The 23,839-nt window shown below is 68.3% G+C and carries 21 protein-coding genes; 13 read left to right on the top strand and 8 right to left on the bottom strand.

All coding sequences use genetic code 11. The annotated features are described in order from the left end of the window. Positions 1-3,456, top strand: a complete 3,456-nt coding sequence (cydD, locus tag DC347_RS18925; RefSeq protein ID WP_109864047.1) for a thiol reductant ABC exporter subunit CydD — start codon at positions 1-3, stop codon at positions 3,454-3,456. 41 nt (positions 3,457-3,497) lie between these two features. Here the strand turns inward: cydD and DC347_RS18920 are convergent, their stop codons facing one another. After that, complete coding sequence (locus DC347_RS18920; RefSeq protein WP_018761093.1) at positions 3,498-4,016, bottom strand: DinB family protein; 519 nt, start codon at positions 4,014-4,016, stop codon at positions 3,498-3,500. A 69-nt stretch (positions 4,017-4,085) separates the two neighbouring features. On the opposite strand from DC347_RS18920, the gene DC347_RS18915 reads away from it, so the two are divergent. Together DC347_RS18915 and DC347_RS18910 are read left to right on the top strand one after the other, a co-directional pair. Continuing rightward, a complete protein-coding gene (locus tag DC347_RS18915) occupies positions 4,086-5,072 on the top strand; it encodes an ABC transporter ATP-binding protein (protein WP_109864046.1) in 987 nt (328 codons plus the stop codon). Continuing rightward, complete coding sequence (locus DC347_RS18910) at positions 5,062-5,862, top strand: ABC transporter permease subunit (RefSeq protein WP_109864045.1); 801 nt, start codon at positions 5,062-5,064, stop codon at positions 5,860-5,862. Before DC347_RS18915 ends, DC347_RS18910 begins: the two co-directional genes overlap by 11 nt. A gap of 40 nt (positions 5,863-5,902) precedes the next feature. Here DC347_RS18910 and DC347_RS18905 read toward each other — a convergent pair whose 3' ends face one another. Beyond that, positions 5,903-8,416 carry a DNA topoisomerase (ATP-hydrolyzing) subunit A gene (locus DC347_RS18905; RefSeq protein WP_109864044.1) on the bottom strand — a complete coding sequence of 838 codons (2,514 nt, stop codon included), beginning with the start codon at positions 8,414-8,416 and terminating at the stop codon, positions 5,903-5,905. A 76-nt stretch (positions 8,417-8,492) separates the two neighbouring features. Between DC347_RS18905 and DC347_RS18900 the strand changes: the two genes are divergently transcribed. Genes DC347_RS18900 through DC347_RS18885 form a run of 4 tightly spaced genes read left to right on the top strand, consistent with a single transcriptional unit; the run spans position 8,493 to position 13,941 of the window. Continuing rightward, positions 8,493-11,177 carry a bifunctional GNAT family N-acetyltransferase/acetate--CoA ligase family protein gene (locus DC347_RS18900; protein WP_109864043.1) on the top strand — a complete coding sequence of 895 codons (2,685 nt, stop codon included), beginning with the start codon at positions 8,493-8,495 and terminating at the stop codon, positions 11,175-11,177. Positions 11,178-11,218: 41 nt separating this feature from the next. Then, positions 11,219-11,962, top strand: a complete 744-nt coding sequence (locus DC347_RS18895; RefSeq protein ID WP_018761098.1) for a DUF5998 family protein — start codon at positions 11,219-11,221, stop codon at positions 11,960-11,962. 1 nt (position 11,963) lies between these two features. Then, positions 11,964-13,196 (top strand): alkaline phosphatase family protein, encoded by a 1,233-nt coding sequence (locus DC347_RS18890; protein ID WP_109864042.1) that lies wholly within the window; start codon positions 11,964-11,966, stop codon positions 13,194-13,196. After that, on the top strand, positions 13,189-13,941 hold the full coding sequence (locus DC347_RS18885; protein ID WP_109864041.1) for a thymidine kinase: 753 nt from the start codon (positions 13,189-13,191) through the stop codon (positions 13,939-13,941). Before DC347_RS18890 ends, DC347_RS18885 begins: the two co-directional genes overlap by 8 nt. Before the next feature lie 20 nt (positions 13,942-13,961). Here the strand turns inward: DC347_RS18885 and DC347_RS18880 are convergent, their stop codons facing one another. After that, entirely contained in the window at positions 13,962-14,921 is a 960-nt protein-coding gene (locus DC347_RS18880) for a DMT family transporter (protein WP_109864040.1), read from the bottom strand. A 32-nt stretch (positions 14,922-14,953) separates the two neighbouring features. Between DC347_RS18880 and DC347_RS18875 the strand changes: the two genes are divergently transcribed. Both DC347_RS18875 and DC347_RS18870 read left to right on the top strand, forming a co-directional pair. Then, complete coding sequence (locus DC347_RS18875; RefSeq protein WP_109864039.1) at positions 14,954-15,508, top strand: helix-turn-helix domain-containing protein; 555 nt, start codon at positions 14,954-14,956, stop codon at positions 15,506-15,508. 100 nt (positions 15,509-15,608) lie between these two features. Beyond that, the gene (locus DC347_RS18870) at positions 15,609-17,075 is read left to right on the top strand and encodes an HNH endonuclease signature motif containing protein (protein WP_109864038.1); all 1,467 of its coding nucleotides are present in this window, start codon (positions 15,609-15,611) and stop codon (positions 17,073-17,075) included. Here DC347_RS18870 and DC347_RS18865 read toward each other — a convergent pair. The 3 genes from DC347_RS18865 to DC347_RS18855 all read right to left on the bottom strand — a co-directional run bounded on the left by DC347_RS18865 (position 17,057) and on the right by DC347_RS18855 (position 19,733). Beyond that, complete coding sequence (locus DC347_RS18865; RefSeq protein WP_109864037.1) at positions 17,057-17,662, bottom strand: dihydrofolate reductase family protein; 606 nt, start codon at positions 17,660-17,662, stop codon at positions 17,057-17,059. The genes DC347_RS18870 and DC347_RS18865 overlap by 19 nt on opposite strands. Before the next feature lie 92 nt (positions 17,663-17,754). After that, entirely contained in the window at positions 17,755-19,062 is a 1,308-nt protein-coding gene (gene sepH / locus DC347_RS18860) for a septation protein SepH (protein ID WP_109864036.1), read from the bottom strand. A gap of 182 nt (positions 19,063-19,244) precedes the next feature. Further along, positions 19,245-19,733, bottom strand: coding sequence for a DUF3093 domain-containing protein (locus tag DC347_RS18855; RefSeq protein ID WP_018761103.1), 489 nt, complete (start codon positions 19,731-19,733; stop codon positions 19,245-19,247). 104 nt (positions 19,734-19,837) lie between these two features. On the opposite strand from DC347_RS18855, the gene dut reads away from it, so the two are divergent. The 4 genes from dut (at position 19,838) to DC347_RS18835 (ending at position 22,298) form a co-directional block, all read left to right on the top strand. Next, a complete protein-coding gene (gene dut / locus DC347_RS18850) occupies positions 19,838-20,350 on the top strand; it encodes a dUTP diphosphatase (protein WP_018761104.1) in 513 nt (170 codons plus the stop codon). A gap of 106 nt (positions 20,351-20,456) precedes the next feature. Beyond that, on the top strand, positions 20,457-21,170 hold the full coding sequence (locus DC347_RS18845) for a DUF3710 domain-containing protein (protein ID WP_018761105.1): 714 nt from the start codon (positions 20,457-20,459) through the stop codon (positions 21,168-21,170). 46 nt (positions 21,171-21,216) lie between these two features. Then, a complete protein-coding gene (locus DC347_RS18840; RefSeq protein WP_109864035.1) occupies positions 21,217-21,525 on the top strand; it encodes an OB-fold nucleic acid binding domain-containing protein in 309 nt (102 codons plus the stop codon). Beyond that, a complete protein-coding gene (locus DC347_RS18835) occupies positions 21,522-22,298 on the top strand; it encodes a DUF3159 domain-containing protein (RefSeq protein ID WP_109864034.1) in 777 nt (258 codons plus the stop codon). Before DC347_RS18840 ends, DC347_RS18835 begins: the two co-directional genes overlap by 4 nt. Before the next feature lie 37 nt (positions 22,299-22,335). Here the strand turns inward: DC347_RS18835 and DC347_RS18830 are convergent, their stop codons facing one another. Further along, positions 22,336-23,097, bottom strand: coding sequence for a TrkA family potassium uptake protein (locus DC347_RS18830; RefSeq protein WP_018761108.1), 762 nt, complete (start codon positions 23,095-23,097; stop codon positions 22,336-22,338). Further along, entirely contained in the window at positions 23,094-23,768 is a 675-nt protein-coding gene (locus tag DC347_RS18825; protein ID WP_018761109.1) for a TrkA family potassium uptake protein, read from the bottom strand. Before DC347_RS18825 ends, DC347_RS18830 begins: the two co-directional genes overlap by 4 nt. Positions 23,769-23,839: the final 71 nt, after the last annotated feature.

The following is a 23,839-nucleotide window of genomic DNA, read 5'->3' as shown; positions in this document are numbered from 1 at the left end:
GTGCGGCCTACGTTCCCCGCAGGCCCGTCCACCCGGTCAGCAATCTACTGGCTGGGGGTCCTGGCGGCGCTCAAGGCACTCTCGCTCGTCCTGATCGGCCAGGCGGTGGCAGCCGTCCTGGCCGGACTGGTGGCCGGCAACCCCGCGTGGGGAACCCACATCACCGCCGGACTTGCCGGCGTGGTGCTAAGGTCCCTGACCGTCTGGGGACAGGCCGTCGCGGCCCGCCGCGCCGCCCTGGGGGTCAAGGAGGAGCTGCGCGCCGGGCTGCTGGAGCATGCCCTCCGCACCGGCGTCCGCGGATCCGGGCCCGGCGACGGAGGCCTGGCGGTGCTGGCAACCCGCGGACTGGACGCACTGGACAACTACTACACCCAGTTCCTGCCCGCCCTGGTCAACTGCGCGGCCATCCCGCTGCTCCTGGGGGCGCGGATCCTCTTCGCGGACTGGGTGAGCGCCGTGGTCATCGTCTTCACGGTCCCGCTGATCCCGGTCTTCATGGTGCTGATAGGCCGCTACACCCAGGACAGCGTGCGCCAGGCCCAGGCGTCGCTGGCACGGTTGTCAGCGCACATGCTCGAACTCGCCAAGGGCCTGCCGGTCCTGGTGGGCCTGGGCCGTGCCACCGAGCAGCGCAAAGCCCTGGAAGAGATTTCCGAGGAATACCGCTCCCGCACGATGGGCACCCTTCGCACCGCATTCCTCTCCGCGCTGGCCCTGGAACTCATCGCCACCATCTCGGTGGCGGTGGTGGCGGTCTTCATCGGCGTCCGCCTGGTCCACGGGGACATGCCGCTGGAGGCAGGCCTGCTGGCGCTGCTCCTGGCACCGGACTGCTACCTCCCGCTCCGGGAGTTGGGCACCGCCCACCACGCCAGTGACGATGGCCGCGTGGCCCTGGCGGAAGCGGCAGCGGTGACCGGCGCCCCCGAGGCGGCACCGCTGCCCGCCGCCAAAGCCGGCCGGCCGGGCGCCCCCCTCGAAGTGACCGGGCTGACGGTGCGCTATGCCGGGCGGTCCGACACCGTCGTCGGGCCCCTCACCTTCACCGCACCGGTGGACAGGATCACCGCCCTTGACGGCCCCAGCGGTGCGGGCAAAAGCACCATCCTCGGCGTCCTGGCCGGCACAGTCGGCGCGGGCAACGGCACCAGTATCTCGGGCTCGATCAGGGGACTGGACCGCGCTGCCATTGCCTGGGTGCCGCAACACCCCGTCATGGTGGCGCCGACGGTCCTGGACGAGGTGCTGCTGTACCTGACACGGGACCCGGGCCACGGCCCGGACCGGTTCGCCGCCGAAGATGCCGCCCGGAGCTGCCTCGAGCGGGCAGGCGCCGGCCACCTGGCGGCCAAACACCAGGCGGAGCTGAGCCCCGGGGAACTGCGCCGGGTGGCGCTGGCCCGCGGACTGGCCAGGATTGATGCCGGGGCGTCGATCCTGCTGCTCGATGAACCCACCGCGCACCTGGACGACGCGTCCGCCGCCGTCGTCGAAGATGCCATCCGCCGACTCCGCGGCCAGGTGACCGTGATCCTGGTGGCCCACAACCACCGCACCCGGCACCTTGCGGACCAGCTGGTTCCGGTGGCAGGTCCCGGGCAGGCCGTGGAACCGCACGAGCCCCCGCATGCCCCGGTCCTGGCCGCTTACGCCGGCACGGGCAATCCGCCGTCCGAAGACCCCGCCTCCCTTGATGCCGCGTCGAGCGCACCCGGCACTGACCCCAGCGGCCCCAACCGTACTGCCCGGTCCACCTCGGGCGCGGCCGGACTCCTCGCGGCGCTCCTGGAACCGGTGCGCGGCAAATTCGCGGCCGCAGCCGTGGTGGGCACCTTGGCGGCCATGTTCGCCGTCGCCTTGTCGGGCCTCTCCGGGTGGCTCATCATCCGGGCCAGCGAACAGCCGCCCATCCTCTACCTGCTGACCGCTATTGTGGGCGTCCGGTTCTTTGGCATCGGCCGCGCGGTGCTCCGCTACTGGGAACGGTTACTGCTCCACGATGCCGTCTTCGCCGCCCTCACCCGCCTGCGCGGCAGGCTCTGGGAATCCCTCAGCCGCAGGGCCCTGTCGCTGCGCCGGCTCCTGCAGGGCGGCAACGTGCTGGGAACGGTGATTGACGACGTCGACACCATCCGCGACCTCCTGCCACGCGTGGTCCTGCCGCCCGTCACAGCGGTCGCAGTGTCCGCCCTGGCCCTGGCTGCCACGGGAATCCTGGTGCCCGCCGCGCTGCCTGCCGTGATCGGCGCAGCTGCCGGTGGCCTGTTGCTCGCGCCGGCGGCCGCCCTGTGGGGGGACCGGCGGTCGGCCACTGCCGAGCAGTCCCTGCGCTCCGGTGTGCTGCGGCGGACAGCGGCGGCGCTGGACGCCCGGGCAGACCTGCACGCGAACGGCCTGGCAGCACCCGTGCTCGAGTCGCTCCGGGCCGAGGACCGGGAGGCGACGGACGCCTCGCGGCGCTCCGCCTGGGCGGACGGGCTGGGACACGCCATTGCCACCATCGGATGCGGTGCCGCGGCCCTGGCCGCTGCCTGGCTTGCCGGCCCCGACGTACTGGCTGCCCGGGTTGCCCCGGCCACGGCAGCCGTGGTGGTGCTGCTTCTGCTCGCGCTCGTGGAACCCTACGCAGCCATGACGACGGCGGTGCGCCAGTTCCCTGCCCTGCGTGAGGTCCTGCAGCGGGTGGGGGAGTCCGGGGCCCTGGACGGCGGTCCGTCCGGCAGCGGCGCGGGCGTGGCCTCTCCGGACGGGGATACCTCCGGGCTGCACGCCCTCCCGGCCCGCGACGGCGGCGCCCCGGGCATAGCGCTGACGGAGCTGGCCGCAGCATGGCCGGATGGGCCCCCGGTCTTCACGGGGCTGGATGCCGTGGCGGAGCCCGGCCGCTGGCTGGTAGTCACCGGGCCGTCCGGTTCGGGGAAATCAACCCTGCTCTCCGTCCTGCTCGGCTTCCTGGCGCCGGCGGCGGGCCGGGCCCAGGTGTCCGGCCGCGCGGCCTGGTGCCCGCAGGAGGCCCACCTCTTCGATTCCACCATCCGGGGCAACCTGCTGCTGGGGCGTGCCGCCGGAACTGGTGGGCCGCCGGTTTCCGATGATGACCTGGGCGTGGTGCTGGCCGCCGTGGGACTTGACGGGCTGGTGGAGAGGCTGCCTGCCGGCCTGGATACCAGGATCGGCCCCGGCGGCGCCTTCCTCAGCGGTGGCGAACGGCAGCGCCTGGCCGTGGCGCGGACTCTGCTGACCGGCGCGGACGTGATCCTGCTGGACGAACCCACCGCCCACCTGGATGCGGAAGCTGCCGCAGCCATGCTGGCGGACCTTCGCAGAGGGCTGCGGGACCGTACCGTAGTCCTGGTAACCCACAACGGGGCGGATATCGCCGGGACGGATGCCCGGCTGGAACTTCCGGCCGTGTCAGGCGTGCCCGGGGACCGCGTGGCAGCGTCGCGCTGAGCCTGCTCCCCGCGCCGCTGCTAGCTCGGCTGCCCGCGCTGCTAGCCGTCGACGTCGTGCAGGTGGTGGACGACGTCGTGCAGGAAGTATTGGGCCAGGGTCAGGACCGTGAATTCGGATCCATTGCTGCGCAGGCCCTTCCGTGCCCAGTCTTCTTCGCGGACACCGGCGAAGGCATCCGCGGCCTGGTGCCCTTCGGCGGCCAGTTCGGCGCTCACCTCGGCTGGATCGGAATTGGCGTAGTCCTTTTCCTCCGCGGTCAGGTCCTGGTCCCAGTTCTCGAAGCGGGCGCCGTCCTCGGCGAGCATCAGGTTGAGCCGGTGGTCGAAGAGGCTGAAGACGTCCCGTACATGGCAGGCATACTCCAGTGCGGACCACGTCCGGTCGTCCGGGCGCTCGGCCGCATCCGGCCGGCGCAGGACGGCCCGCCACCGGGGCAGCATGCTTTCGATGATGCCGGGAACGGTTGCCGGGGTCGCGGTGGAAGCGTCGAAGGAACATTCCGGGCAGGTGCGGGACAGGACCCAGGTCCAGTCCTTTTCATCAGGAACGATAGGCATGAGAGCAGTCTAGGGGGTCCGGGCCGAAAGACTCTGGGACGCCAGGGGACGCCTGCCTAGCCTTGCAGCATGAGTGCGGATGGCCGCCGGGATGCGGGAGCACCAGTGGATGCGGACAGCATGGTGCAGCTGTCCGGCCTGACCAAGCGGTTCGGCCGGAACACAGCGCTCGACGACGTGACCCTCACCATCGGGCCGGGAGAGGTCTTCGGGTACCTGGGCCCCAACGGGGCGGGCAAGACCACCACCATCCGGCTCCTGATGGGCATGCTGCGGCCCACGTCCGGCACAGCGGCGGTGCTGGGGTTGGACGCCTGGCGGCAGGCCCGGGACGTCCACCGGCTGGTGGGCTATGTACCGGGAGAGCCGGCGCTCTACGACCGCCTGACCGGCCACCAGCATGTGGCGTACTGCGCCCACCTGCGGAACCGGGACGATGCCCCGCGCGCCGCCGAGCTGGCGGACCGGCTCGACCTGGACCTGAACCGGCAGGCCCGCACCCTCTCGCGCGGAAACCGGCAGAAGCTTGCCGTTGTCCTCGCGGTGATGTCCAGTCCACGGCTGCTGGTGCTGGACGAGCCCACCAGCGGGATCGACCCCCTGGTGCAGCAGGTATTCCACTCGATCCTCCGCGAGCACACGGCCGGCGGCGGGTCCGCGCTCTTCTCCTCGCACGTCCTGGGGGAGGTGGAACGCGTCGCGGACAGGATCGGAGTGGTCCGGGCGGGGAAGCTCGTGGCGGTGGAGCGGCTGCAGGATCTCGCTGCGCGGTCCCTGCACCGGGTGCGGGCCCGGTTCACCACCACGGTGTCCGCGGCAGGGTTCGCGGGTGTCCCGGGCGTACGGGACCTGACGGTGGATGGCCGCTCGCTCAGCTGCAACGCCCCGCAGTCGGCCCTGGATGCACTCCTGAAGCTGGTGAGCGCCCGGGACGTGGAGGACTTTGAGTGCTCCGAGGCTCCGCTGGAGGAAACCTTCCTGACCTACTACGGCTCGGACCAGGGCGGCGCCGATACCCTGGACACAGCGGGGACAGGGCCGCGCCATGCTGGCTAACGTCCTGGTGAAAACGCTCCGCGACCAAAGCAGGACGCTGCTGGCCTGGGCCGTCTCCCTGGCCCTGATCGTCGCCATGTACGCTGCTGTGTGGCCGGCGGTCCAGTCCCAACCGTCCATCAGCGGCTTCATCGACCAGATGCCCGAGGCGTTTCGCTCCTTGTTCGCCACCTCCAGCGCGGATATGTCCACCCCCACGGGATACATCCAAGTGGAGCTGATGTCCTTCATGGGACCCATCGCCGTCTTGATCTACGCCGTCAGCGCCGGCGCGGGCGCCATCGGCGGGGAAGAGGACCGGCACACCATGGACCTGCTGCTCTCCAACCCGGTGGGCCGCGGCAAGGTGGTAGTGGACAAGTTCGCGGCCATGGCCCTGGGCACCTTCCTGCTGGCCGCCGTCATGGGCGTTTCGCTGGTGCTGGAGGGCCGCCTGGTGGATATGGTCCTGCCGGCCGACAAAGTGGCCGCCGCCATGCTGCACCTGGCCTTGCTGGGTGTTGTCTTTGGCAGCCTTGCCCTGGCGCTGTCGGCCGGCACCGGACGGACCGGGCTCAGCCGCGGCATACCCGCCGTCCTGGCGGTGCTCGCCTACATCGTCAACGCGCTCGCCCCGCTGGTGGATGCCTTCGACCGGATCCACCAGGTGTCACCGTTCTTCCAGTACATCGGCCACGATCCGCTGCGGCAGGGCACCGCCTGGGACAGCGTCCTGGTGTCGGCAGCCACCATCGCCGTGCTCGTGGCGCTCGCCGTCGCCGGTTTCCGCCGCCGTGACGTGGCCGGGTAACCCCCGGGTTGAACGCCGGGTGGGTCCCCGGCAGCGGCTGCTAGTCTCCGGCGGCCGGTTCCGGCTCCCACGCCATGGCAGGTCCCACGACCTCCACAGCCTGGGACAGGGGGACACCCGAGCCGTCGCGCCGGCCATGCTCCTGCGGTAGTGACCGTGCCACGCCGGCCGCGGACGACGCCTTGGCCGGCCCATGTCCTGCCCAGCCCAGCAGGAGCGTGTCCTCGCCCTTCAGGAACCGGTGTGCCCGGACGCCCGCGGTGGCGCGTCCCTTGGCAGGATATTCATCGAAGGCGGTGACCTTGGCGGTCCCGGGCGCAGTGCCGGGAAGGGCGCCGTTGGTCCCCGCGATGGTGACCACGACGGCGGCGGCATCGTTCGGCTGGACCGCGCCGAAGAAGATCACCTGGTCACCCGCAGCCAGTTTGATGCCGGCCATGCCACCTGCGGTGCGCCCCTGGGGGCGGACGACGGCGGCGGGGAACTTCAGCAGTTGTGCCTGCCTGGTCACGAAGACCAGCTCGGCGTCATCCGTGCCGGCGGGAGCCACACCCACCACGAAATCCTTGTCCTTGAGGGTGATGACTTCCCAGTCTTCGCGGTTCAGCGGGTAGTCCGGCTGCACGCGCTTCACCACGCCTTGGGCGGTGCCGATGGCCAGGACCTCATCCAACCGGACGAATGCCACCAGGGACTCACCCTTGACCAGGGTGAGGAATTCCTTGGCCGGCACGCCGCCGGCCAGGTTGGGCAGCCCGGATACCGGCGGCAGGACGGGCATGTCCATGACCTGCAGCCGGAGCATGCGGCCCAGCGAGGTGACGGCCGCGATCTCGCCGCGTGCCGACGTCTTGACCACCGATGCGTACACGTCGTGCTTGTTCCGGGGCCCTGCTTCGGCGAGGGGCTCCTGGTTGCTGGTCCGCGCCACCTGCCCTGACGCGGTGAGGATCGCCCAGCAGGGGTCGTCGGCGATTTCCAGCGCCAGCGGGGCTGCCTTGCCCTTCCCGGGGGCCGCTGCGAGCTCGGCGGCGACGGTGGGGGACACGGCCTCGGATTCCAGCAGCACGGTCCGGCGCGGGGTGCCGTGTTCCTCGGCGATCGCGCCGAGTTCGTCGGAAACCACCGTGCGGAGCAGTTCCTGGGAGTCCAGGATGGCCTGCAGTTCCGCGATCTCGCGGCGGAGCTCGTCCTGCTCCTTTTCAAGCTCGATCCGGGAGTATTTGGTCAGCTGGCGCAGGCGCAGTTCCAGGATGTAGTTGGCCTGGACCTCGGTGAGGTCATAGATGGACATCAGCCGTTCGCGGGCGGCGGCGGCCTCGTCCGAGGACCTGATGATCTGGATGACTTCATCGATGTCCACAATGGCGATAAGCAGGCCCTCCACCAAGTGCAGGCGGTCCTTCTTCTTGCCCAGCCGGAAGACGGTGCGGCGGCGCACCACGTTGATGCGGTGGTTGACGTAGACCGAGAGGAGGTCCACCAGGCCCAGGGTTTGCGGCTGGCCGTCCACCAGGGTGACGTTGTTGATGCCGAAGGAGTCCTCCATCGGCGTGTAGCGGTACAGCTGCTGCAGGACGGCGTTGGGGTTGAAGCCGTTCTTCAGTTCGATGACCAGCCGCAGCCCATGTTTGCGGTCCGTGAGGTCCACGATGTCGCTGATGCCGGTCAGCTTCTTGGCGTTGACCGCGTCCTTGATCTTCTCGATGACCTTTTCCGGGCCCACCATGTACGGCAGTTCGGTGACCACCAGGCCGGTGCGGCGTGCCGTGAGCTGCTCGATCTCCACCTTGGCCCGGGTCTTGAAGGAGCCGCGGCCGGTGGCGTACGCGTCCCGGATGCCGTCCAGGCCCACGATCCTGCCGCCGCTTGGCAGGTCAGGGCCCGGCACGAACCGCATGAGGTCCTCCAGCGTGGCGTCCGGGTGGGCGATCAGGTGCCGGGCGGCCGCGATCACTTCCACCAGGTTGTGCGGGGCCATGTTGGTGGCCATGCCGACGGCGATGCCGGTGGCCCCGTTCACCAGCAGGTTGGGGAAGGCTGCCGGCAGGACGTCCGGCTGCGTCAACTGGTTGTCGTAGTTCGGGACGAAGTCCACCACGTCTTCATCGAGGTGGTTGGTGAGTGTGAGGGCCGCCGCCGCCATCCGTGCCTCGGTGTACCGCGGCGCGGCCGGGCCGTCGTCGAGCGAGCCGAAGTTGCCGTGCCCGTCAATCAGCGGCAGCCGCAAGGAGAAGTCCTGGGCCATGCGCACCATGGCGTCATAGATGGCTGCGTCCCCGTGCGGGTGCAGCTTGCCCATCACCTCGCCCACCACGCGGGCACTTTTGACGTGGCCGCGGTCCGGGCGCAGGCCCATGTCGCTCATCATGTACAGAATGCGGCGCTGCACCGGCTTGAGCCCGTCGCGGGCGTCCGGGAGTGCCCTGGAGTAGATCACCGAGTACGCGTACTCCAGGAAGGAGCCCTGCATTTCGGACGTGACATCGATATCGACGATGTTCTCCGTGTAGGTGTCTTCCACGATGGGTTTTGAACTTTGGCGGCGGGCCATGGGGTTTGGTGGATCCTTCTGGGGGTGCTTGCAGCTTTTCGGGCATGCTGCGGGAGTTCTTGGCTAGGCTAAGCCTATGGTGGATCAGCCCGGGGACGGCGAATATCCGGAACATTGGGAGGCCGATGTCGTCCTGCGTGACGGCGGAACGGCGCACCTGCGGCCCATCCACCCGTCGGATGCCGACGCTGTCCAGGCCTTCCATACCCGGCAGTCGCAGAATTCAATCTACATGCGCTTCTTTGCGTTCAAGGCCAGGCTGTCCGCCAAGGAACTCAAGCGCTTCACTGAGGTCGACTACAAGGACCGGGTGGCGTTCGTCATCACCATCCACGGCGAGATCATCGGTATCGGCCGCTACGACCGCCTCGCCGACCCCACCGAGGCAGAAGTGGCCTTCAACATCGCCGACGCCCACCAGGGCAGGGGCATCGGCTCCATCCTGCTGGAGCACCTGGCCGCCGCCGCGCACGAAAACGGGATCCGCAAGTTCACCGCCGAGGTGCTGCCGGAAAACCGCAAGATGCTGATGGTGTTCTCCGACGCCGGTTACGACGTCAAGCGGCATTTCGATGACGGCGTCGTCAGCCTTGAGTTCAACGTGGAGCCTACCGAGAAATCGCGTGCCGTCATGGAATCCCGCGAACACCGCGCTGAGGCGAGGAGCGTCCGGGGCCTGCTGGCGCCGTCGTCCGTTGCCGTCATCGGTGCCAGCCGCAAGTGGGGCACCGTGGGGTACCAGTTGCTGGAGCACATCATCGAGGGCGGCTTCCACGGGTCCGTATACGCGATCAACCCGGAGGCGCTGGAACTGGCGGGAATGATGTCCTACGGAAGGCTCTCCGAAGTTCCCGAACCCGTCCAGCTGGCCATCGTCGCCGTTCCTTACGAGGAGGTGGCCGGCGTCATGGAAGACTGCGCAGCCGCCGGGGTCAAGGGCGTGGTGATGGCCACGGCAGGCTTCGCGGACGACGGCGAACGCGGCCTCCTGCGGCAGCGCGCCATGGTGCGCCAGGCCAGGGCCAACGGGATGCGCGTGATCGGCCCGGCGTCGCTGGGCATCGCCAACACGCACCCGGACGTGTCGCTGAATGCGTCGATGGCTCCCACCATGCCGCTGCGTGGCGGGCTGGGCCTGTTCAGCCAGTCAGCGGCGATCGGCGTCTCGCTGTACGCGGCGTCCAGCCGGCGCCGCCTGGGGCTCTCCAGCCTGCTCTCGGCCGGCAACCGGGCAGACGTTTCGGGCAACGACATGATGCAGTACTGGGAGGACGACGGCGATACCACCGCCGTGGGCCTGTACCTGGAGTCCATTGGGAACCCGCGCAAGTTCTCCAGGATCGCCCGGCGCCTGGCCCGCACCAAGCCGGTGATCGTTGCCAAGTCGGACACCATGGGATTGCGGCTGCCGCCCGGGCACGCCGTTCGGACCACGCAGGCACCGGCCGGTGCCCTGGACGCCATGCTGCGCCAGTCGGGCGTGATCCGCGTGGAAACCGTGGAAGAGCTCGTGGACGTTGCCCAGGTGGTGTCGGGCCAGGTGCTTCCGGCCGGGCCCGACGTCGCCATCTTCAGCAACTCCCAGGCCCTCGGCAACGTGGTGGCGGACAGCGCAGTGGCGCACGGGCTGGGCGTTGCCCAGGTGGTCTCCGGCCTCGACCTGGACACGGGCCAATCGGTGGCGCTGCCAGCGCTGCGGAAGGCACTCCTTGACGCCCTGGCCTCGGATACCGTGCACGCCGCCGTCGCAGCCCTGCTGCCCGCAAGGGGCTTGACCGTAGACGCCGTGGCCCGGGTCCTGGCGGAGTGTGCGGCCGCGGCGGGGAAACCGGTGGTGGCTGCCTTCACCGGCATCCTGGACCCCGCCATCAACGTGGAGGGCCTGGTGGGCGCCGACGGGTCCACTGTTCCCTGCTTCTCCAACCCCGGCGCCGCCGTTGCTGCCCTTGCTGCCGTGGTGCGGTATGCGGAGTGGGCTGCCCGCGACCAAGGACACTTCGTGGAACCGGCCGGCTGCGATCCCCGCAAGGCCGAGGCCGAACTCGACGAGCTGCTGCGGGACGTCACCGGTGAACAGCTCAAGCAACTGGAACCGGCAGCAGCGGCGTCCCTCTTGGGGCACTACGGCATCACCGTCCTGCCGTCGACAGCCTTCAACACACCGGATGAGGCCGTGCAGGCCGCGGAAGCCCTCGGCTGGCCCGTCGTACTGAAGACCACGGACCCGGCCCTCCGGCACCGGCTGGACCTGGGCGGGGTACGCCTCGGCATCGAGGACGCCGAGTCGCTGCGCCAGAACGTGGCGCAGATGCGGCGGGCGCTCGCGGCCTACGGTGACCCGGCCCTTGAGGTCCAGTCCATGGCACCGGTGGGCCAGGCCTGCACTTTCCGGGCCATCGAAGACCCGTTGCTTGGCCCGGTGATCTCGTTCGGCCTCGCCGGTGACGCCGTCAACCTGCTCGACGACTGGGCGCACCGGGTTCCGCCGCTGTCCGCCGCCGACGTCCACGACTTCATCCGTGCCCCCAGGGCATCAAGGAAACTGTTCGGGTACCAAGGGCTGCCGGCCGTTGGTGTGCCGGCCCTTGAGGACCTGGCCGCCAGGCTGGCCTGGATGAAGGACAACCACCCGGAGATCGCGCTCGTGGAATTCAACCCCGTCCTGTGCGGCACGTCCGCGGCCACGATCCTCGCCGCTGACGTGCGGATTGGCAACGCGGCGCAGCGGACAGACAGTGCCCGCAGGGCAATGCTGGGCTGAGGCGGTTAGCAAGTGACCGGCCGATCTGTGAAAATGGGGGCATGAGCTTCCAGCCTCCCGCGTCGGCGCCCGAAACGCCCGGCAATGAAAACCAGGCACTCCGCCAGCACAGCTCACACCACCACGGACTCCAGGGCCAGAGCCTCGAAGACGCGCTGCAGAAGGCCGGCTTCTACCCGCGACTGGTCTCCGACGTCGTTGACGACGCCCTGGATGGTCGGGACTGCGTAGCGCACCTGGTGCACCTGGAAACCCATTTTGACCGGGCGGAGGTGCGGCGCCACATCACGGTGCTGGTGCTCACCGCGGACATGCTGGTCATCACCCACGTGGACGACCAGCAGCTGGACGAGGCGGGGGAGCAGATCGTCGCGCAGATCTCCACCGAATCAGTTCCCGTGGCCCAGATCCGCTCCGTGGTCCTGAGCTACATGTACGCCCAGCCGCAGAACTACAAGCCCTCGGATCCCGTCCGCGAATTGACCCTGTCGATTGCGTGGTCCGGCGGGCAACGCCTGGACATGGGTCCCGCCAGCTGCGGGGACCCGCAGTGCGAAGCGGACCACGGCTACACGGGCACCATCGCGCAGGAAGACATCGTGCTCCGCATCAGCGCCGAGGCCGACGGGCTGCAGGCCGTGCAGGACGCCAAGCTTTTTGCCCGGGCCCTGCGCGCCGTCAACACCGCATCGGCAGCGCCCGTGCCCCACGTGCAGTCCATGGCTCCCCGTCCGCGGTCCGGGGTGTTCGGAAACCGGCTCAGCCGCGGGCACCAGCAGCGCTGAGATGCCGGAAGCCAGCCACCAAGCCGAACAAACTCCCGCTTCCGGATACACCCCCGATCTTCCGCCCGCTCCTGCCTACGGGCACCGTTCCGTCGCCGAAGTCCTGACCAGTGCTGCGGCGAGCCTGGGGATGGAAGGCTTCGACAACACCTTGGGCCTCCCCGCCGCCAGCCGTGTCTGCGTGGTCCTCGCCGACGGCCTGGGCAGGAACCTGCTGAAGCAGAAAGCCGCCCACACCCCCTTCCTGCGTTCGGTGGTCCAGGCAGGCCAGGGCGACGTCCCTGTATGGCTGGACTCGGCGTTTCCTTCCACCACGGCCGCAGCGTTGGCCAGCTTCGGGACCGGGCTCCCCGCCGGCCAGCACGGCATGGTGGGGTACGACGTCCTGGACCCAGGGCAGGACAAGGTAGTCAACCTCCTGGGCAACTGGGACCCCGGCGTCGATCCGGCCACCTGGCAGCCGTTCCCCACGGTCTTTGAGCGGGTGGCCGGGCAGGCGGATGTCAGCACCGTCAGCCTCGCCCAGTTCAACGGTTCGCCCATGACCCGGGCCGCCCTGCGCGGCGGCAGGTTCATCTCCGGAACCACCGCCCATGCCCGCACCGGCGCTGCCGCCGACGCCATGGCGGGCGCCGGTCCATCCCTGATGTACTTCTACGTGAATGAGCTGGATAAAGCCGGCCACCGCTACGGCTGCCGGTCGGAACAGTGGGAACACCAGTTGGAGGAGCTCGACGCCACGGTCAAGCGGCTCAATTCCTCACTGCCCGCCGGGACCACGATCCTGCTCACCGCAGACCACGGCATGCTCGACATTCCCGAGTCCCAGCGGATCGACTTCTCCGCCGACTCTGCGCTGGTTGACGGCGTCCGTCATACTGCCGGCGAACCCCGGATGGTCCACCTGTACCTCGAAGAGACGCACCTGGACCGCTCTGCCGGCCGGGAACGGCTGGTGGCTGCCTGGAAATCAAGGTTTGGCGACCGGGTATGGGCCTTCACCCGGGAAGAAGCAATCGCCGGGGGACTTTTTGGTGACGTCCGGCCTGCCGTGGAGGGCAGGATCGGTGACGTCATGATCGCGGCGCGGGACGCCGTCGCCCTCTATGACGGGCGGCGCATGCGGCCCACCGCCATGGAAGTGGTAGGCCAGCACGGCTCCCTGACCAAAGCCGAGCGTGAGGTCCCGCTGCTCTGTTTTGCAGCCGACGGAAGGAGCCGCCGGCGTGGCTGAACTCATTTTCTTTTCCGGCACCATGGACTGCGGAAAATCCACGCTGGCCCTGCAGATGGACTACAACCACCGGGCACGCGGCCGCGGCGGTGTGCGGTTCAGCCGCAACGACCGCGCCGGCGAATCCCGCATCTCCAGCCGGCTGGGCCTGGAGACGGACGCCGTGGAGGTGCTGGACAGCACGGACTTCTGGGAGGAAGTCATGGTCCGGCGCACCCAGGGCAGGCGGGTGGATTACCTTATCTGCGATGAAGCCCAGTTCTACACCCCCGTGCAGGTGGAGCAACTGGCCAAGGTGGTGGACGAGATCGACGTCGACGTCTTCGCATTCGGCATCACTGCCGACTTCCGCACCCGTTTGTTCCCCGGGTCCCAACGCCTTATTGAGCTGGCTGACCGGGTGCAGGTGCTCCAAGTGGAGGCGCTGTGCTGGTGCGGCCGCCGGGCCACGCACAACGCCAGAACGGTCGACGGCGTCATGGTCACCGAGGGTGCGCAGGTGGTGGTCGGCGACGTGGACATGGTGGCCGACGCCGCCACCGCGCAGGCTGCCGAACACGTCCCCGTGGTGGGTTACGAGACGCTGTGCCGCCGGCATTTCATGCGCAGGGTGACGGCGCACGGCGCCAAACTGATGGCCCAGCAGGACGAATTGCTGCCGTTCGAAGTGGACGCCTGCCTCTGGCGCGGTTCAGGTGGACCAGGGGAGCCCCGCGGGGAGGGCAGCCCGCACAGCGAGGCCTGACACCGTGGGGTTAGGAGCTGTCAATCAGTCCCGTTGCCGTGCTGGTGCACCAGGCCGGCAGTGCCCTCGATTCCCGCGAGTGGCAGGGTGGCCGCCCGGGCCCGCCTGCGACTGCGCAGCCTGAGTTCGCTGACCAGCGCCCCCACCACGATGCAGCCGGCGCCAACGAGCGCTGCCGGTGGCAGCCGCTCACCCGCTGCCCGCCCGATTACCGCAGCCCACACGGGCTCGGCTGCGTAGATGATCGTTGCCTTGGTCGGGGATACCGATTTCTGCGCCCAGTTCATCGTGAGCTGGATGACGCAGCTTGCGGCCCCGAGGGCAACAGCCGCTCCCACGCCAACCCACGAGAAGGCCGGCACCGTCTCCCCGGCCAGCGGCATGGCCAGGAAGCCCAGCGCCCCCGCAACGAGCAACTGCAGGACGGTGACCCGGCCGAGGTCCACCTTGCCGGCAAACCAACCGATAAGGATGATCTCCGCGGCGATCGGAACGGTGCTCACCAGGGTCTCGATTTCCCCGGGGCCGAAGGCCAATCCAGCGCTTCCTGGGCCGGCGAGCAGCACGAGGCCCGCGAAGGCCAACCCGGCACCGATCCAGGTGAGGAACCGCGGCGGTTTCCTGAACACGATCCACTGCAGGACCGGAACCAGCGGCACGTAGAGGGCGGTAATGAACGCTGACGTGCTGCTGCTGATCGTCTGAAGACCAACGGTCTGGAGCCCGTACCCGAGGAAAATCATCACGCCGATGGCTGAGCCGGCCACGATATCCAGCGGCCTGATGCCGCGCAGGACGCGCGCAAAAACGACCGCGCTGATGAAACCGGCAGTCAGGAATCGCATGCCCACAAAGAACCAGGGCCCGCTGTACTGCACGGCGATGTGGACGGCGAGGAAGGTGCCACCCCATACCGCCGTTATCAAGACAAGGGCAACCTCCTGCCGGGAGAACAGCGCCCGGGGGTCAATGTGCAACATAATGCTCCATCCTATGGTGCAGAATAGTGCACATGCAAGCTGAGGAAACACCCGGAGTCCTAACCAACGTAAGTGAGAACGTGCGCCGGTTTCGGACGGCGGCCGGGCTCAGCCAGGTCGCCTTGGCTGATCGCGCCGGCGTCAGCCGCCGTACGGTGGTCAAACTCGAAGCTGGCGAGGCCAACATCAGCCTGACCGGACTGGACCACCTTGCCGATGCTCTGGGCGTCACATTCGTCGATCTCGTGGCCGCCCCGGCAGCACCACGTGCTGACATCCGCGAAGTTGCGTGGCGCGGAGAGCGGAAAGGCAGCCTGGCGGTGTTGCTGGCTTCCGTGCCCGCCAGCAGGGAAGCGCAATTGTGGGCCTGGACCCTGGAACCAGGCGAGCGATACGACGCGGAGCCTGATCCGGTGGGGTGGTCCGAGATGCTCCTCGTCTCTGAGGGAGCACTCCGCGTAGAACTGGAAAGCGGTGCCACCGAGCTCCGTCCTGGCGAGCACCTTGCCTTTCCCAGTTCGCAGATCTACGCCTACGCGAACACCGGTCACACCCGGGCACGCTTTGTGCGCGTTGTCGTTAGCTAATTCTCCTGCCCTGTTCCCCGCCGTGTTTTGCCGCATGCCGGTGCCTGTCCGGCCGATCTGACCAGCACTGAATGTCGTACCCCCTTGTGATGATGGGGGTATGGGGAAATCGGCGGTGGTTCGGGCTTTTGTGGAGATGCGTGCTGCCCTTGCCGTGTTGGTTGCTGAGGTGGATGGGTGTGGTGCGGAGCCGTTTTCGGTGGCTGATCCGTTGGCTGGGTTGGCGGATGGGTGCCTGGACATTCTCGCCGGGGTCCGCGAAGTTGAAGCTGGGATCGCGGGGTTGATAGCGCGGGCTGCGGTGGCGTATGAGGAGAGCGCCTCCGGTGTTGGAGGGCCGGGGGTGCCGGTGGTGGCGCAGGAGTTGGCGGTCGCGGCCGAGATCGGCTGTGTGCTGGCGCTGGGTCCGCGGGCGGCGGGATCGTTCCTGGCCACGGCGCACGCCGTCGTTGCCTCGTTGCCGTTGACGCTGGCGGGGTTGCAGGCGGGGACCCTGTCGTGGGGCCACGCTGTGGTGATGGCGGCAGAGGCCGCGGCCATGGATACGGCGGGTGCCGTGGAGCTGGAGGCGCACTTCCTGGACACGGACGCCCAGGACACGGCTCGGGGGTGTCCGGTGGGGGAGTTGCCGGCGCACCGGTTCCGCGCGAAGGCCCGGTCGTGGCGGGAGCGTCATCATGCGGAGTCGATCGAGACATGGCATGCCGGGTCCGTGGTGGACCGGCGGGTGGAGTTCCGGCCGGACCGGGACGGGATGGCTTGGCTGGGTGCGTATCTGCCCGCGGACCAGGCGGCAGCGGGCTGGAACCGGCTCACCGCCATCTCGCGTGGCCTGCAGGGACCCGGGGAGACCCGCACCCTCGCCCAACTTCGCGCCGACACTTTCGCGGCGAGTGTGGTGGGTGGCGGCAGCGCGGCCGCCGACTGTACTGCCAGCGGGGCTGTTGACGGAGCCGACCTGCCGCGTTCGCCCATCCGGGCGCAGGTGTTGGTGACCGTGCCGGTGTTCGCGCTGCTGGGGTTGACGGATGAGGCGGCGGTGCTGGGTGGGTATGGGCCGATCCCGGCTTCGATGGCGCGCCGGTTGGTCGCTGAGGGGGCGGGCTCGTTTTACCGGGTGCTCGTGGATCCGAGGGGCGGGGCACCGTTGGAGATCGGCCGGAAGAGTTACCGGGTGGGCAAGGCGATGCGGAACTGGCTCCGGCTCCGGGATGGTAAGTGCCCGTTCCCCGGCTGCAGCAACAGCTCACTGGACACGGAGGCCGATCACATCCTGGCCTGGGCCAACGGTGGGACCACCGGAGTCAGCAACCTGGGACAGCCCTGCCCGAAACACCACCGGCTCCGGCACACCACCGGTTGGAAACCCACCCCGGCCAGCAAGACCGAACCACCGGGCTGGACCTCACCGGCCGGCCGCCAGTACCACAGCGAACACCAGGACTGGGAACCCACAAAGTGGCCCAGGGGATGGCCGGGAGGGATACCTGCACACCCACGCGTGAACGCTCTCGCTGGGACAGGCGGAGCCAACGCCACCAGGCGGATCTACTGCCTGCGCCGGTAGCGGATGTGGGTTGCCAACGGCGAGTGGAGCACCTCGGCGGGTTCGAAGTCGAAAGACTCAATGCCGTCGAAGATACGTTCGCCCGAACCGAGAAGCACCGGGGCGATGTCGAGCGTCAATTCGTCCACGACGCCGGCAGCCAGTGCTTGGCGGACGGTCGAGGCTCCACCTGCGATGTCCACGCCCTTGTCTCCGGCGGCTTGGGACGCGGCAGCATAGGCGGCGTCGAATCCCTCGGTGACGAAGTGGAACGTGGTCCCGCCCTCCATCTGGATCGGGTCATGCTCATAGTGGGTGAGGACGAAAACGGGTGCGTGATAAGGCGGTTCCGGGCCCCACCAGCCGTTCCATTCACCACTCCACTCACCGCGGATGGGACCGAACATGTTCCGGCCCATCACATAGGCGCCGCGAGGCCGCATGAGCCAATTGGCGGCGACCTGGTTGGTTTCGGTGGCCCGGGGGTCGCCGATATGCCAGCCATGCAGCTCGAGCCCGCGTTTACCCAGCGGGTTTTCGCGGCTCTGGTCCGGTCCGGCGACAAAGCCGTCCAGCGAAATGGACATATGGCAGGTTGTGTCCGGCACCGAGAACCTCCTGGTAATTGCGCTTTACACGCGGCCGCGTGCTGGGGATCCTAGCACGTGCCCAAGTCCATCAGGGGCTGCGAGAAAAGCTCCTAGTCGCTTCGGGTTCCAAAAACGATCTCATCCCAGGAGGGGACGCTGGATCGCTTTGGCTTAGCCGACCGTTCCGGCGCCTCGGCCTCCGGAAGTTGGCCGGTGGCGGGGGGAGCGTCGTCCGGCTTCGCCGTGGTGCGGCGGGCGTTCCCGCCAAGCAACTCATCCAGCCCGGCGCCTGGTGCTGCACCTTGGCTGCCGCCCGAAGGTTTCTGCGGGGACGCGGCAATCGTGATTTCCCTCGTGTCCGTGCTGACGCCGTCGTGAAGCCGCAAAGCATCGTCCTGGATGTCGCGGTGCGGCGGGATAAGGCTGAGCCTGGACAGCATGGACGGCCTGGCATCCCTGCGGCGGATAAACGAATCACCTTGGGCTGCCGGTCCGTCACGCTGGTCGTCCTGGGGCTCCGGTTCGTTTGACTCTGGTTCGGGAACCACCTCGGACGGGCGGGGATGGGCCGCCGGTACCCCATGGGTCAGCAGCAGCGCCAAGGCGTCATCAGAATCTTCGTCGACGCCTATCCGCTGGCCACGCCGCGACCGCAGCATATCCAGGAGGCCGTCGGACTCCTTGCCTGACTCCTGGGCCGGGGCGCCCTGGCTGCCGGACGCCTTGGACGAATCCGCGTCGGTTTCAAAGTCGAAGGGGCGGTCCGATACAGCGGTGAGGCGGCGGGCCGGAACAGGTCCGTCCAGCGGCTCAAGCTCACTCAATTGCTGTGCCCACCGGTTGGTGTTCTGCAGCGACTTGCGTGCCGGACTGAACGTCCACAGGGCCGGAGGCTCCTCGCCAATGCCGGAGGTCCCGCCCGGTTTGGCCTCAAAACTCGCGGATACCGTCCAGGTGCCGTCCTGGCGCCGCCACGAATCCCATTCCACCGTCGCGGGATCAATGCCGTGTGCGGACAACCGGTGGGAAACCATGTCGTCCAGGGTGGCCGGGGAATCGCCGAACGCGGACCGGTAGATGTCGTGGCCGGGAGAGGGCGCCGCTACTTCGACTTTCCGCGCCTGCTGCGCAACGTATTCGCGCTCGGCGAGGACCGGACCTTCGTAACGCTCCACCTTGGCCAGCGGCATGCCGGACAACTCGGCCACGTCGGCAGCGGTGGCACCGGCGCGGATCCGGGCCTGGATATCCCTCGGGGACATCGGAACGGCCGGCCGCTCCGCCCGCGGTTTGGCCGCTGACCGGCTGGCCGTCCTGAGGGCCTCATCGATCGGCAGCTGGAACATCTCGCCGCCGGCCCCGCTCAACAGGAGATGCGTCCCGTCGTCGTGCACGCCTACAAGCCGTAGATCCTGCATACAAATCCTCCACCCTGGCATTACTATCAATCGAAACTCTGCCACCCGGTGGCGCGGAATTGGCTCAAGGGGCAGGGCGCGCCGTGATTTTCCGCCTGATTCCGGCTCGAAGAGTCAGGGACCGCCCTGCGCGGAGGAGGAGAACCCGCAGGCGGGGGAGGCTGCCGCGGATACTTGTTTGCTCAGCCCCGGGTCAGGGCGGCGGTCAGCTTGTCAGGATGCCGGGTGGAGGCGAGCCAGTACGGAGTGCGGTCGGCCGGGTCGGTGATCTCGATCTTCACGACGGGGTCGATCCAGCCCCTGATGCAGAGGTAGGCGAGCCCGTTGAGCCTCGTGCCCCGCTCTGCCGTGGCCTCCCCGGAGGTGAACGGCTCAACGCTGCCGACGAATTTGCGGTCGATGCTGGCCCGTCCGACCGTCAGTGCGTCGCTGGTAACGGTGATGGTGGGCGTGGACAGGACCAGGAGCACGCTGATGATGGCAAGGAGCACCACCGCCGCGGTATACCCGGCCGCCATGCTGATGGGTGCGAAGACCAGGATGCCGGCCGCGGAGACGCCCACGGCAATGACCCAAATCCAGGCGTTGGGCCAGAGCTTCTCCTGGTACGTGACAGGTGTCCCGGCCGAGGGGGTGCTGGGAACGGACGCTGGCGTGCTTGATTCGGGCATATGCCAAGCTTTCCACCTTTGGTCCGCTATTTCATCTTGGGTGCCGCGGCTCCGGATCCTGCCATCTGGGACTGGTGCGGGGGCGCGGGTTAGAGTGAGTGACTGTGACTGAACATCCCACCGCAGCAGACCTCGTCCCGGACACGGCATCCCCGGCCGCACCTACCGTGCAGGTCCAGTTGAAGATGCTGGATCCGGACCTGGAAGCTCCTTCCTACGCACACCCGGGCGACGCCGGAGCGGACCTTCGCGCGCGCGAAGACGTGGTCCTGCTGCCGGGGGAGCGCAAACTGGTCCCCACGGGTGTGGCCATTGCCCTGCCCTACGGGTTCGTCGCCCTGATCCACCCGCGCTCCGGACTCGCCACCAAGCACGGGCTGACAATCGTAAACGCACCCGGCACCGTGGATGCCGGCTACCGCGGAGAGATATCGGTTACCCTGCTGAACACCGACTCGTCCCAGCCGATCGAGCTGCGCCGCGGCGATAGAATTGCCCAGATGGTTATCCAGCGGGTGGAACACGCGCACTTCATTCCTGTCAGCGAATTGAGCGGTTCCGTGCGCGGCGCGGGAGGCTTCGGCTCCACCGGCGGGTTCAACGTTCCCGGAGCCTGACACCTCCACCCACAACCGCTGCCACGCCAGCGCGAACGACGGCGGGACCTGGTCCCGGCCGGCAGATTTTGAGAACTGGCACATTCTAGGAACGAAGGAGTCACCCATGGTCTTTGGGCTCGGCAGGAAAGCCAAGAAGGAAGAGCCGGCGCAACCGGCCGAAGAGCTGACGGCAGCGGAATCCGAAGAAGGCCCAACCGCCGCTTCAACGCGCAGCCAGGATGGCCCCTTCGACGAATCCGAGGTAGGCAGCCGGGACGGCTTCGTGGACCTCGGTGCCCTGCTGATCACGCCCAGCGAGGGACTCCAGCTCCGCCTCGAGGTTGAAGAGGCGACGCAGCGGGTGGTGGCCGTAACCCTTGACCTGAACGGATCCAGCCTTCAACTGCAGGCGTTCGCCGCCCCCAAGACAGAAACGCTGTGGGACGAAATCCGCGAACAGATCGGCCAGTCGGTCGGCGCCCAGGGCGGCCAGGTCGAGGAGGTGGAGGGCGCGTTTGGCACGGAGCTGGTTGCCAAACTCCCAGCCGGGCTTCCGGACGGCAGCCAGGGCTACCGCGTGGCCCGTTTCATCGGCGTCGATGGTCCGCGCTGGTTCCTGCGCGGCGTCCTGGGTGGACCCGCAGCCTTGGAGCGACCCGCCGCCGAACCGTTGGAGACCCTGTTCCGGAAGGTGGTGGTGGTCCGGGGCGACAGCCCCATGCCGCCGCGGGATCTCCTGCAGCTGCGGCTGCCCAAGGATGCCTCCGCTACTCCTCCGCCCGCCGGTCCCACATTGGAGGAACCAGAACGTGGTCCCGAAATCACCCAAATCGGCTGAGGCCGCACATGGCGGACCCGCCCAGGCGTCCGGTGGGCTGACCCCATTGGCCCAACTCCCGGACAAGGGACGCGTGCTGTGCCAGGGGCACATCGAATCTGTGACTTTCGTACCCGCGGACCGGACGGCAGAGTTCATTGCCATCGTCTCCGAGACCGGAACCGGACGGCCGGGCCTCGGCCCCGGACGGAACAAGCCCGCACGGCTTCGCATCGTGTGGCTGGGCCGACGACGGGTGCCGGGCATCGAAGCGGGCGCCGAGATCCGGGTCGAAGGAATGCTTGCCCGCGGCAAGGACATGCCCACCATCTTTAATCCCCGTTACGAGATCATGTCCCGCCAGGAGCACGAATGACCGAGCAGCAGCCCGAACAGTCCTCCGAAAACGCCGCCCCGGGCCGGCGGCAGGGTACGGACCCGTCACCGGCAGCCGCGCCGTCGCCGGTAGCCGGGCTGGCCGCGGAGTACGCGGCCAAGGCGGGGCTCCACCGCACCCACGACGGCAGGGTGGACGTCCTGCGAAGCGCCGGGGGAGTCCAGGGCATTGCGGAAAGCATTGTTCCCGGGTTGGTTTTCCTCGTGGCGTTCACCGTGACACGGGAGCTCACACTCTCCCTGGTTGCTGCCTTGGCATCGGCAGCTGCGTTCACCATCGCCAGGCTGGCACAACGGCGCCCCCTGACCCAGGCCTTGGCGGGCGTGGTGGGCGTCGGCATTTCGGCATGGCTGGCCAACACCACCGGGAAGGCTGAGGATTTCTACCTGCCCGGCTTCTTCACCAACGCCGCCTACATCCTGGCGATGGTGGTTTCAATCATCGTTAAATGGCCGGTCGCCGGGCTCCTCTTCGGTTTCATCCGCAACGAGGGAGTGGAATGGCGCAAAGACCCGGACCGGGTCAAGGCCTACCGGCTGGGCACCTGGATCATCGTTGCGGTCTTGGCGCTCCGGCTCATCGTGCAGGTTCCCCTGTACCTGATGGGCTCAGACGGCCTGGCCGCCCTCGCCACGACGCGCCTGATCATGGGCGCGCCCCTGTACATTCTTGGAGTGTGGGTGGCGTGGCTCGTCACCCGCCCGGCTCCGGCCGAAGCCGAAGACCGGGCAGGCGCCGGCCAGGACACCTGATGCCCCCAGCCGCCTGAGGACCCAGGGCCCGGGGCACCTAGCCGTCGAAGCCGTCGTCGTCCGGCACCGGACCGTATTCGCTTGCGGCATGCTGGACGCCGACGGCGGGCTGCGGCGGGGTGCCGGCGTCGATGCTGCCGGGAGCCGAGGAGAGAAGCTCACGCAACCTGTCCTCGGCGGCGATCGTGGTGACGAAGAAGAGTTCGTCGCCGCCGTCAATGACATCGTCCCGGCTCGGGGTGATGGGGGCCTGGTCGCGGAGGATTGCCACCAGGGTGGCGTCTTCCGGCCAGTGGATGTCCCCAACGGTCATGCCGATAACGTGCGAGTCGTGCGGCACTGTGAACTCCACCAGCGATGCAACGCCGGTCTGGAGCGTCAGAAGCCGGACAAGGTCGCCGATCTCAACGGCTTCCTCCACCAGGGCAGTCATCAGCTGCGGGGTGTTGACCGCGACGTCCACGCCCCAGGAGTCGTTGAACATCCAGTCGTTCTTGGGGTTGTTGACCCGGCCAACGGTACGGCCCACGCCGAACTCCGTCTTCGCCAGCAGCGACACCACCAGGTTGACCTTGTCATCACCCGTAGCGGAAACCACGACGTCGGCATCTTCCACCTTGGCGCCCTGGAGCGTCGAGAGCTCACATGCATCACCCACCAGCCAATGGGCACCGCGCAGGCCGCTGCGCCCGATCACTTCCGGCTTCAGGTCGATCAGGAGGATCTCATGCTTGTGCGCCAGCAACTCCCGGGCAATGGATGATCCGACGCTGCCGGCGCCGACGATGACTACTTTCACTGATACTCCTTGGCAGGGGCTTTGGCGAGGATCTGGGCGATCAGGGCGCTGCGGTCCACCTGCAGCATGGCGTGCACGGTATCGCCGTCCTGGTACGCGGTGCCCGCGTCCGGCAGCAGGCCTTCGCCGAACCGCGTGAGATAGGCCACGCGGACACCGGCTGCCTTCTCGATGCTGCTGATCCGGTGCCCGATCCAGCCACCGTCCAGGTCCAGCTCAGCCAGGACCAGGCGCCCGGAGGGTTCGCGGAAATCGCCGGCGAGGTGCTGCTCCGGCAGGATCCGACGCAATACCTGGTCCGCGCTCCAGCGGACGGCTGCCACGGTGGGAATGCCCAGGCGCTGGTAAATCTCGGCACGTCCCGGATCGTAGATCCTGGCAACCACGTGCGGGACATGGAACGTCTCGCGGGCCACGCGGGTGGCCAGGATGTTCGAATTGTCGCCGCTGGACACCGCCGCGAAGGCATAGGCTTCACCGACGCCGGCCTGCTTCAGGGTGTCCCGGTCGAATCCCACCCCCGTGACCTTCCGGCCCGTGAACCCCTGGCGGAGCCGGCGGAACGCTCGGTCGTCCTGGTCGATGATGGCCACGGAATGGCCGGCATCCTCCAGCGTGTGCGCCAGCGTTGCCCCCACCCGGCCACATCCCATGATCACGAAATGCGCCACCGTATCTCCTCTGTATGTACGTCACGATCGTGCAGCTAGAACTCTACCGGCACGTCCGCGGTTCGGCCCGG

The organism is Pseudarthrobacter sp. AG30 (assembly GCF_003116525.1).
In the GTDB taxonomy this organism is placed as follows: domain Bacteria; phylum Actinomycetota; class Actinomycetes; order Actinomycetales; family Micrococcaceae; genus Arthrobacter.
The sequence above is the reverse complement of the archived record's forward strand: the minus strand, read 5'-3'. Positions and strand labels throughout refer to the sequence as shown.

Excerpts from the sequence above, each read along its gene's own strand:
- DC347_RS18920 (WP_018761093.1), bottom strand. The coding sequence starts at position 4,016 with ATGCCTATCGTTCCTGATGAAAAGGACTGGACCTGGGTCCTGTCCCGC.
- DC347_RS18915 (WP_109864046.1), top strand. The coding sequence starts at position 4,086 with ATGAGTGCGGATGGCCGCCGGGATGCGGGAGCACCAGTGGATGCGGAC.
- DC347_RS18910 (WP_109864045.1), top strand. The coding sequence starts at position 5,062 with ATGCTGGCTAACGTCCTGGTGAAAACGCTCCGCGACCAAAGCAGGACG.
- DC347_RS18905 (WP_109864044.1), bottom strand. The coding sequence starts at position 8,416 with ATGGCCCGCCGCCAAAGTTCAAAACCCATCGTGGAAGACACCTACACG.
- DC347_RS18900 (WP_109864043.1), top strand. The coding sequence starts at position 8,493 with ATGGTGGATCAGCCCGGGGACGGCGAATATCCGGAACATTGGGAGGCC.
- DC347_RS18895 (WP_018761098.1), top strand. The coding sequence starts at position 11,219 with ATGAGCTTCCAGCCTCCCGCGTCGGCGCCCGAAACGCCCGGCAATGAA.
- DC347_RS18890 (WP_109864042.1), top strand. The coding sequence starts at position 11,964 with ATGCCGGAAGCCAGCCACCAAGCCGAACAAACTCCCGCTTCCGGATAC.
- DC347_RS18880 (WP_109864040.1), bottom strand. The coding sequence starts at position 14,921 with ATGTTGCACATTGACCCCCGGGCGCTGTTCTCCCGGCAGGAGGTTGCC.
- DC347_RS18875 (WP_109864039.1), top strand. The coding sequence starts at position 14,954 with ATGCAAGCTGAGGAAACACCCGGAGTCCTAACCAACGTAAGTGAGAAC.
- DC347_RS18870 (WP_109864038.1), top strand. The coding sequence starts at position 15,609 with ATGGGGAAATCGGCGGTGGTTCGGGCTTTTGTGGAGATGCGTGCTGCC.
- sepH (WP_109864036.1), bottom strand. The coding sequence starts at position 19,062 with ATGCAGGATCTACGGCTTGTAGGCGTGCACGACGACGGGACGCATCTC.
- DC347_RS18855 (WP_018761103.1), bottom strand. The coding sequence starts at position 19,733 with ATGCCCGAATCAAGCACGCCAGCGTCCGTTCCCAGCACCCCCTCGGCC.
- DC347_RS18845 (WP_018761105.1), top strand. The coding sequence starts at position 20,457 with ATGGTCTTTGGGCTCGGCAGGAAAGCCAAGAAGGAAGAGCCGGCGCAA.
- DC347_RS18835 (WP_109864034.1), top strand. The coding sequence starts at position 21,522 with ATGACCGAGCAGCAGCCCGAACAGTCCTCCGAAAACGCCGCCCCGGGC.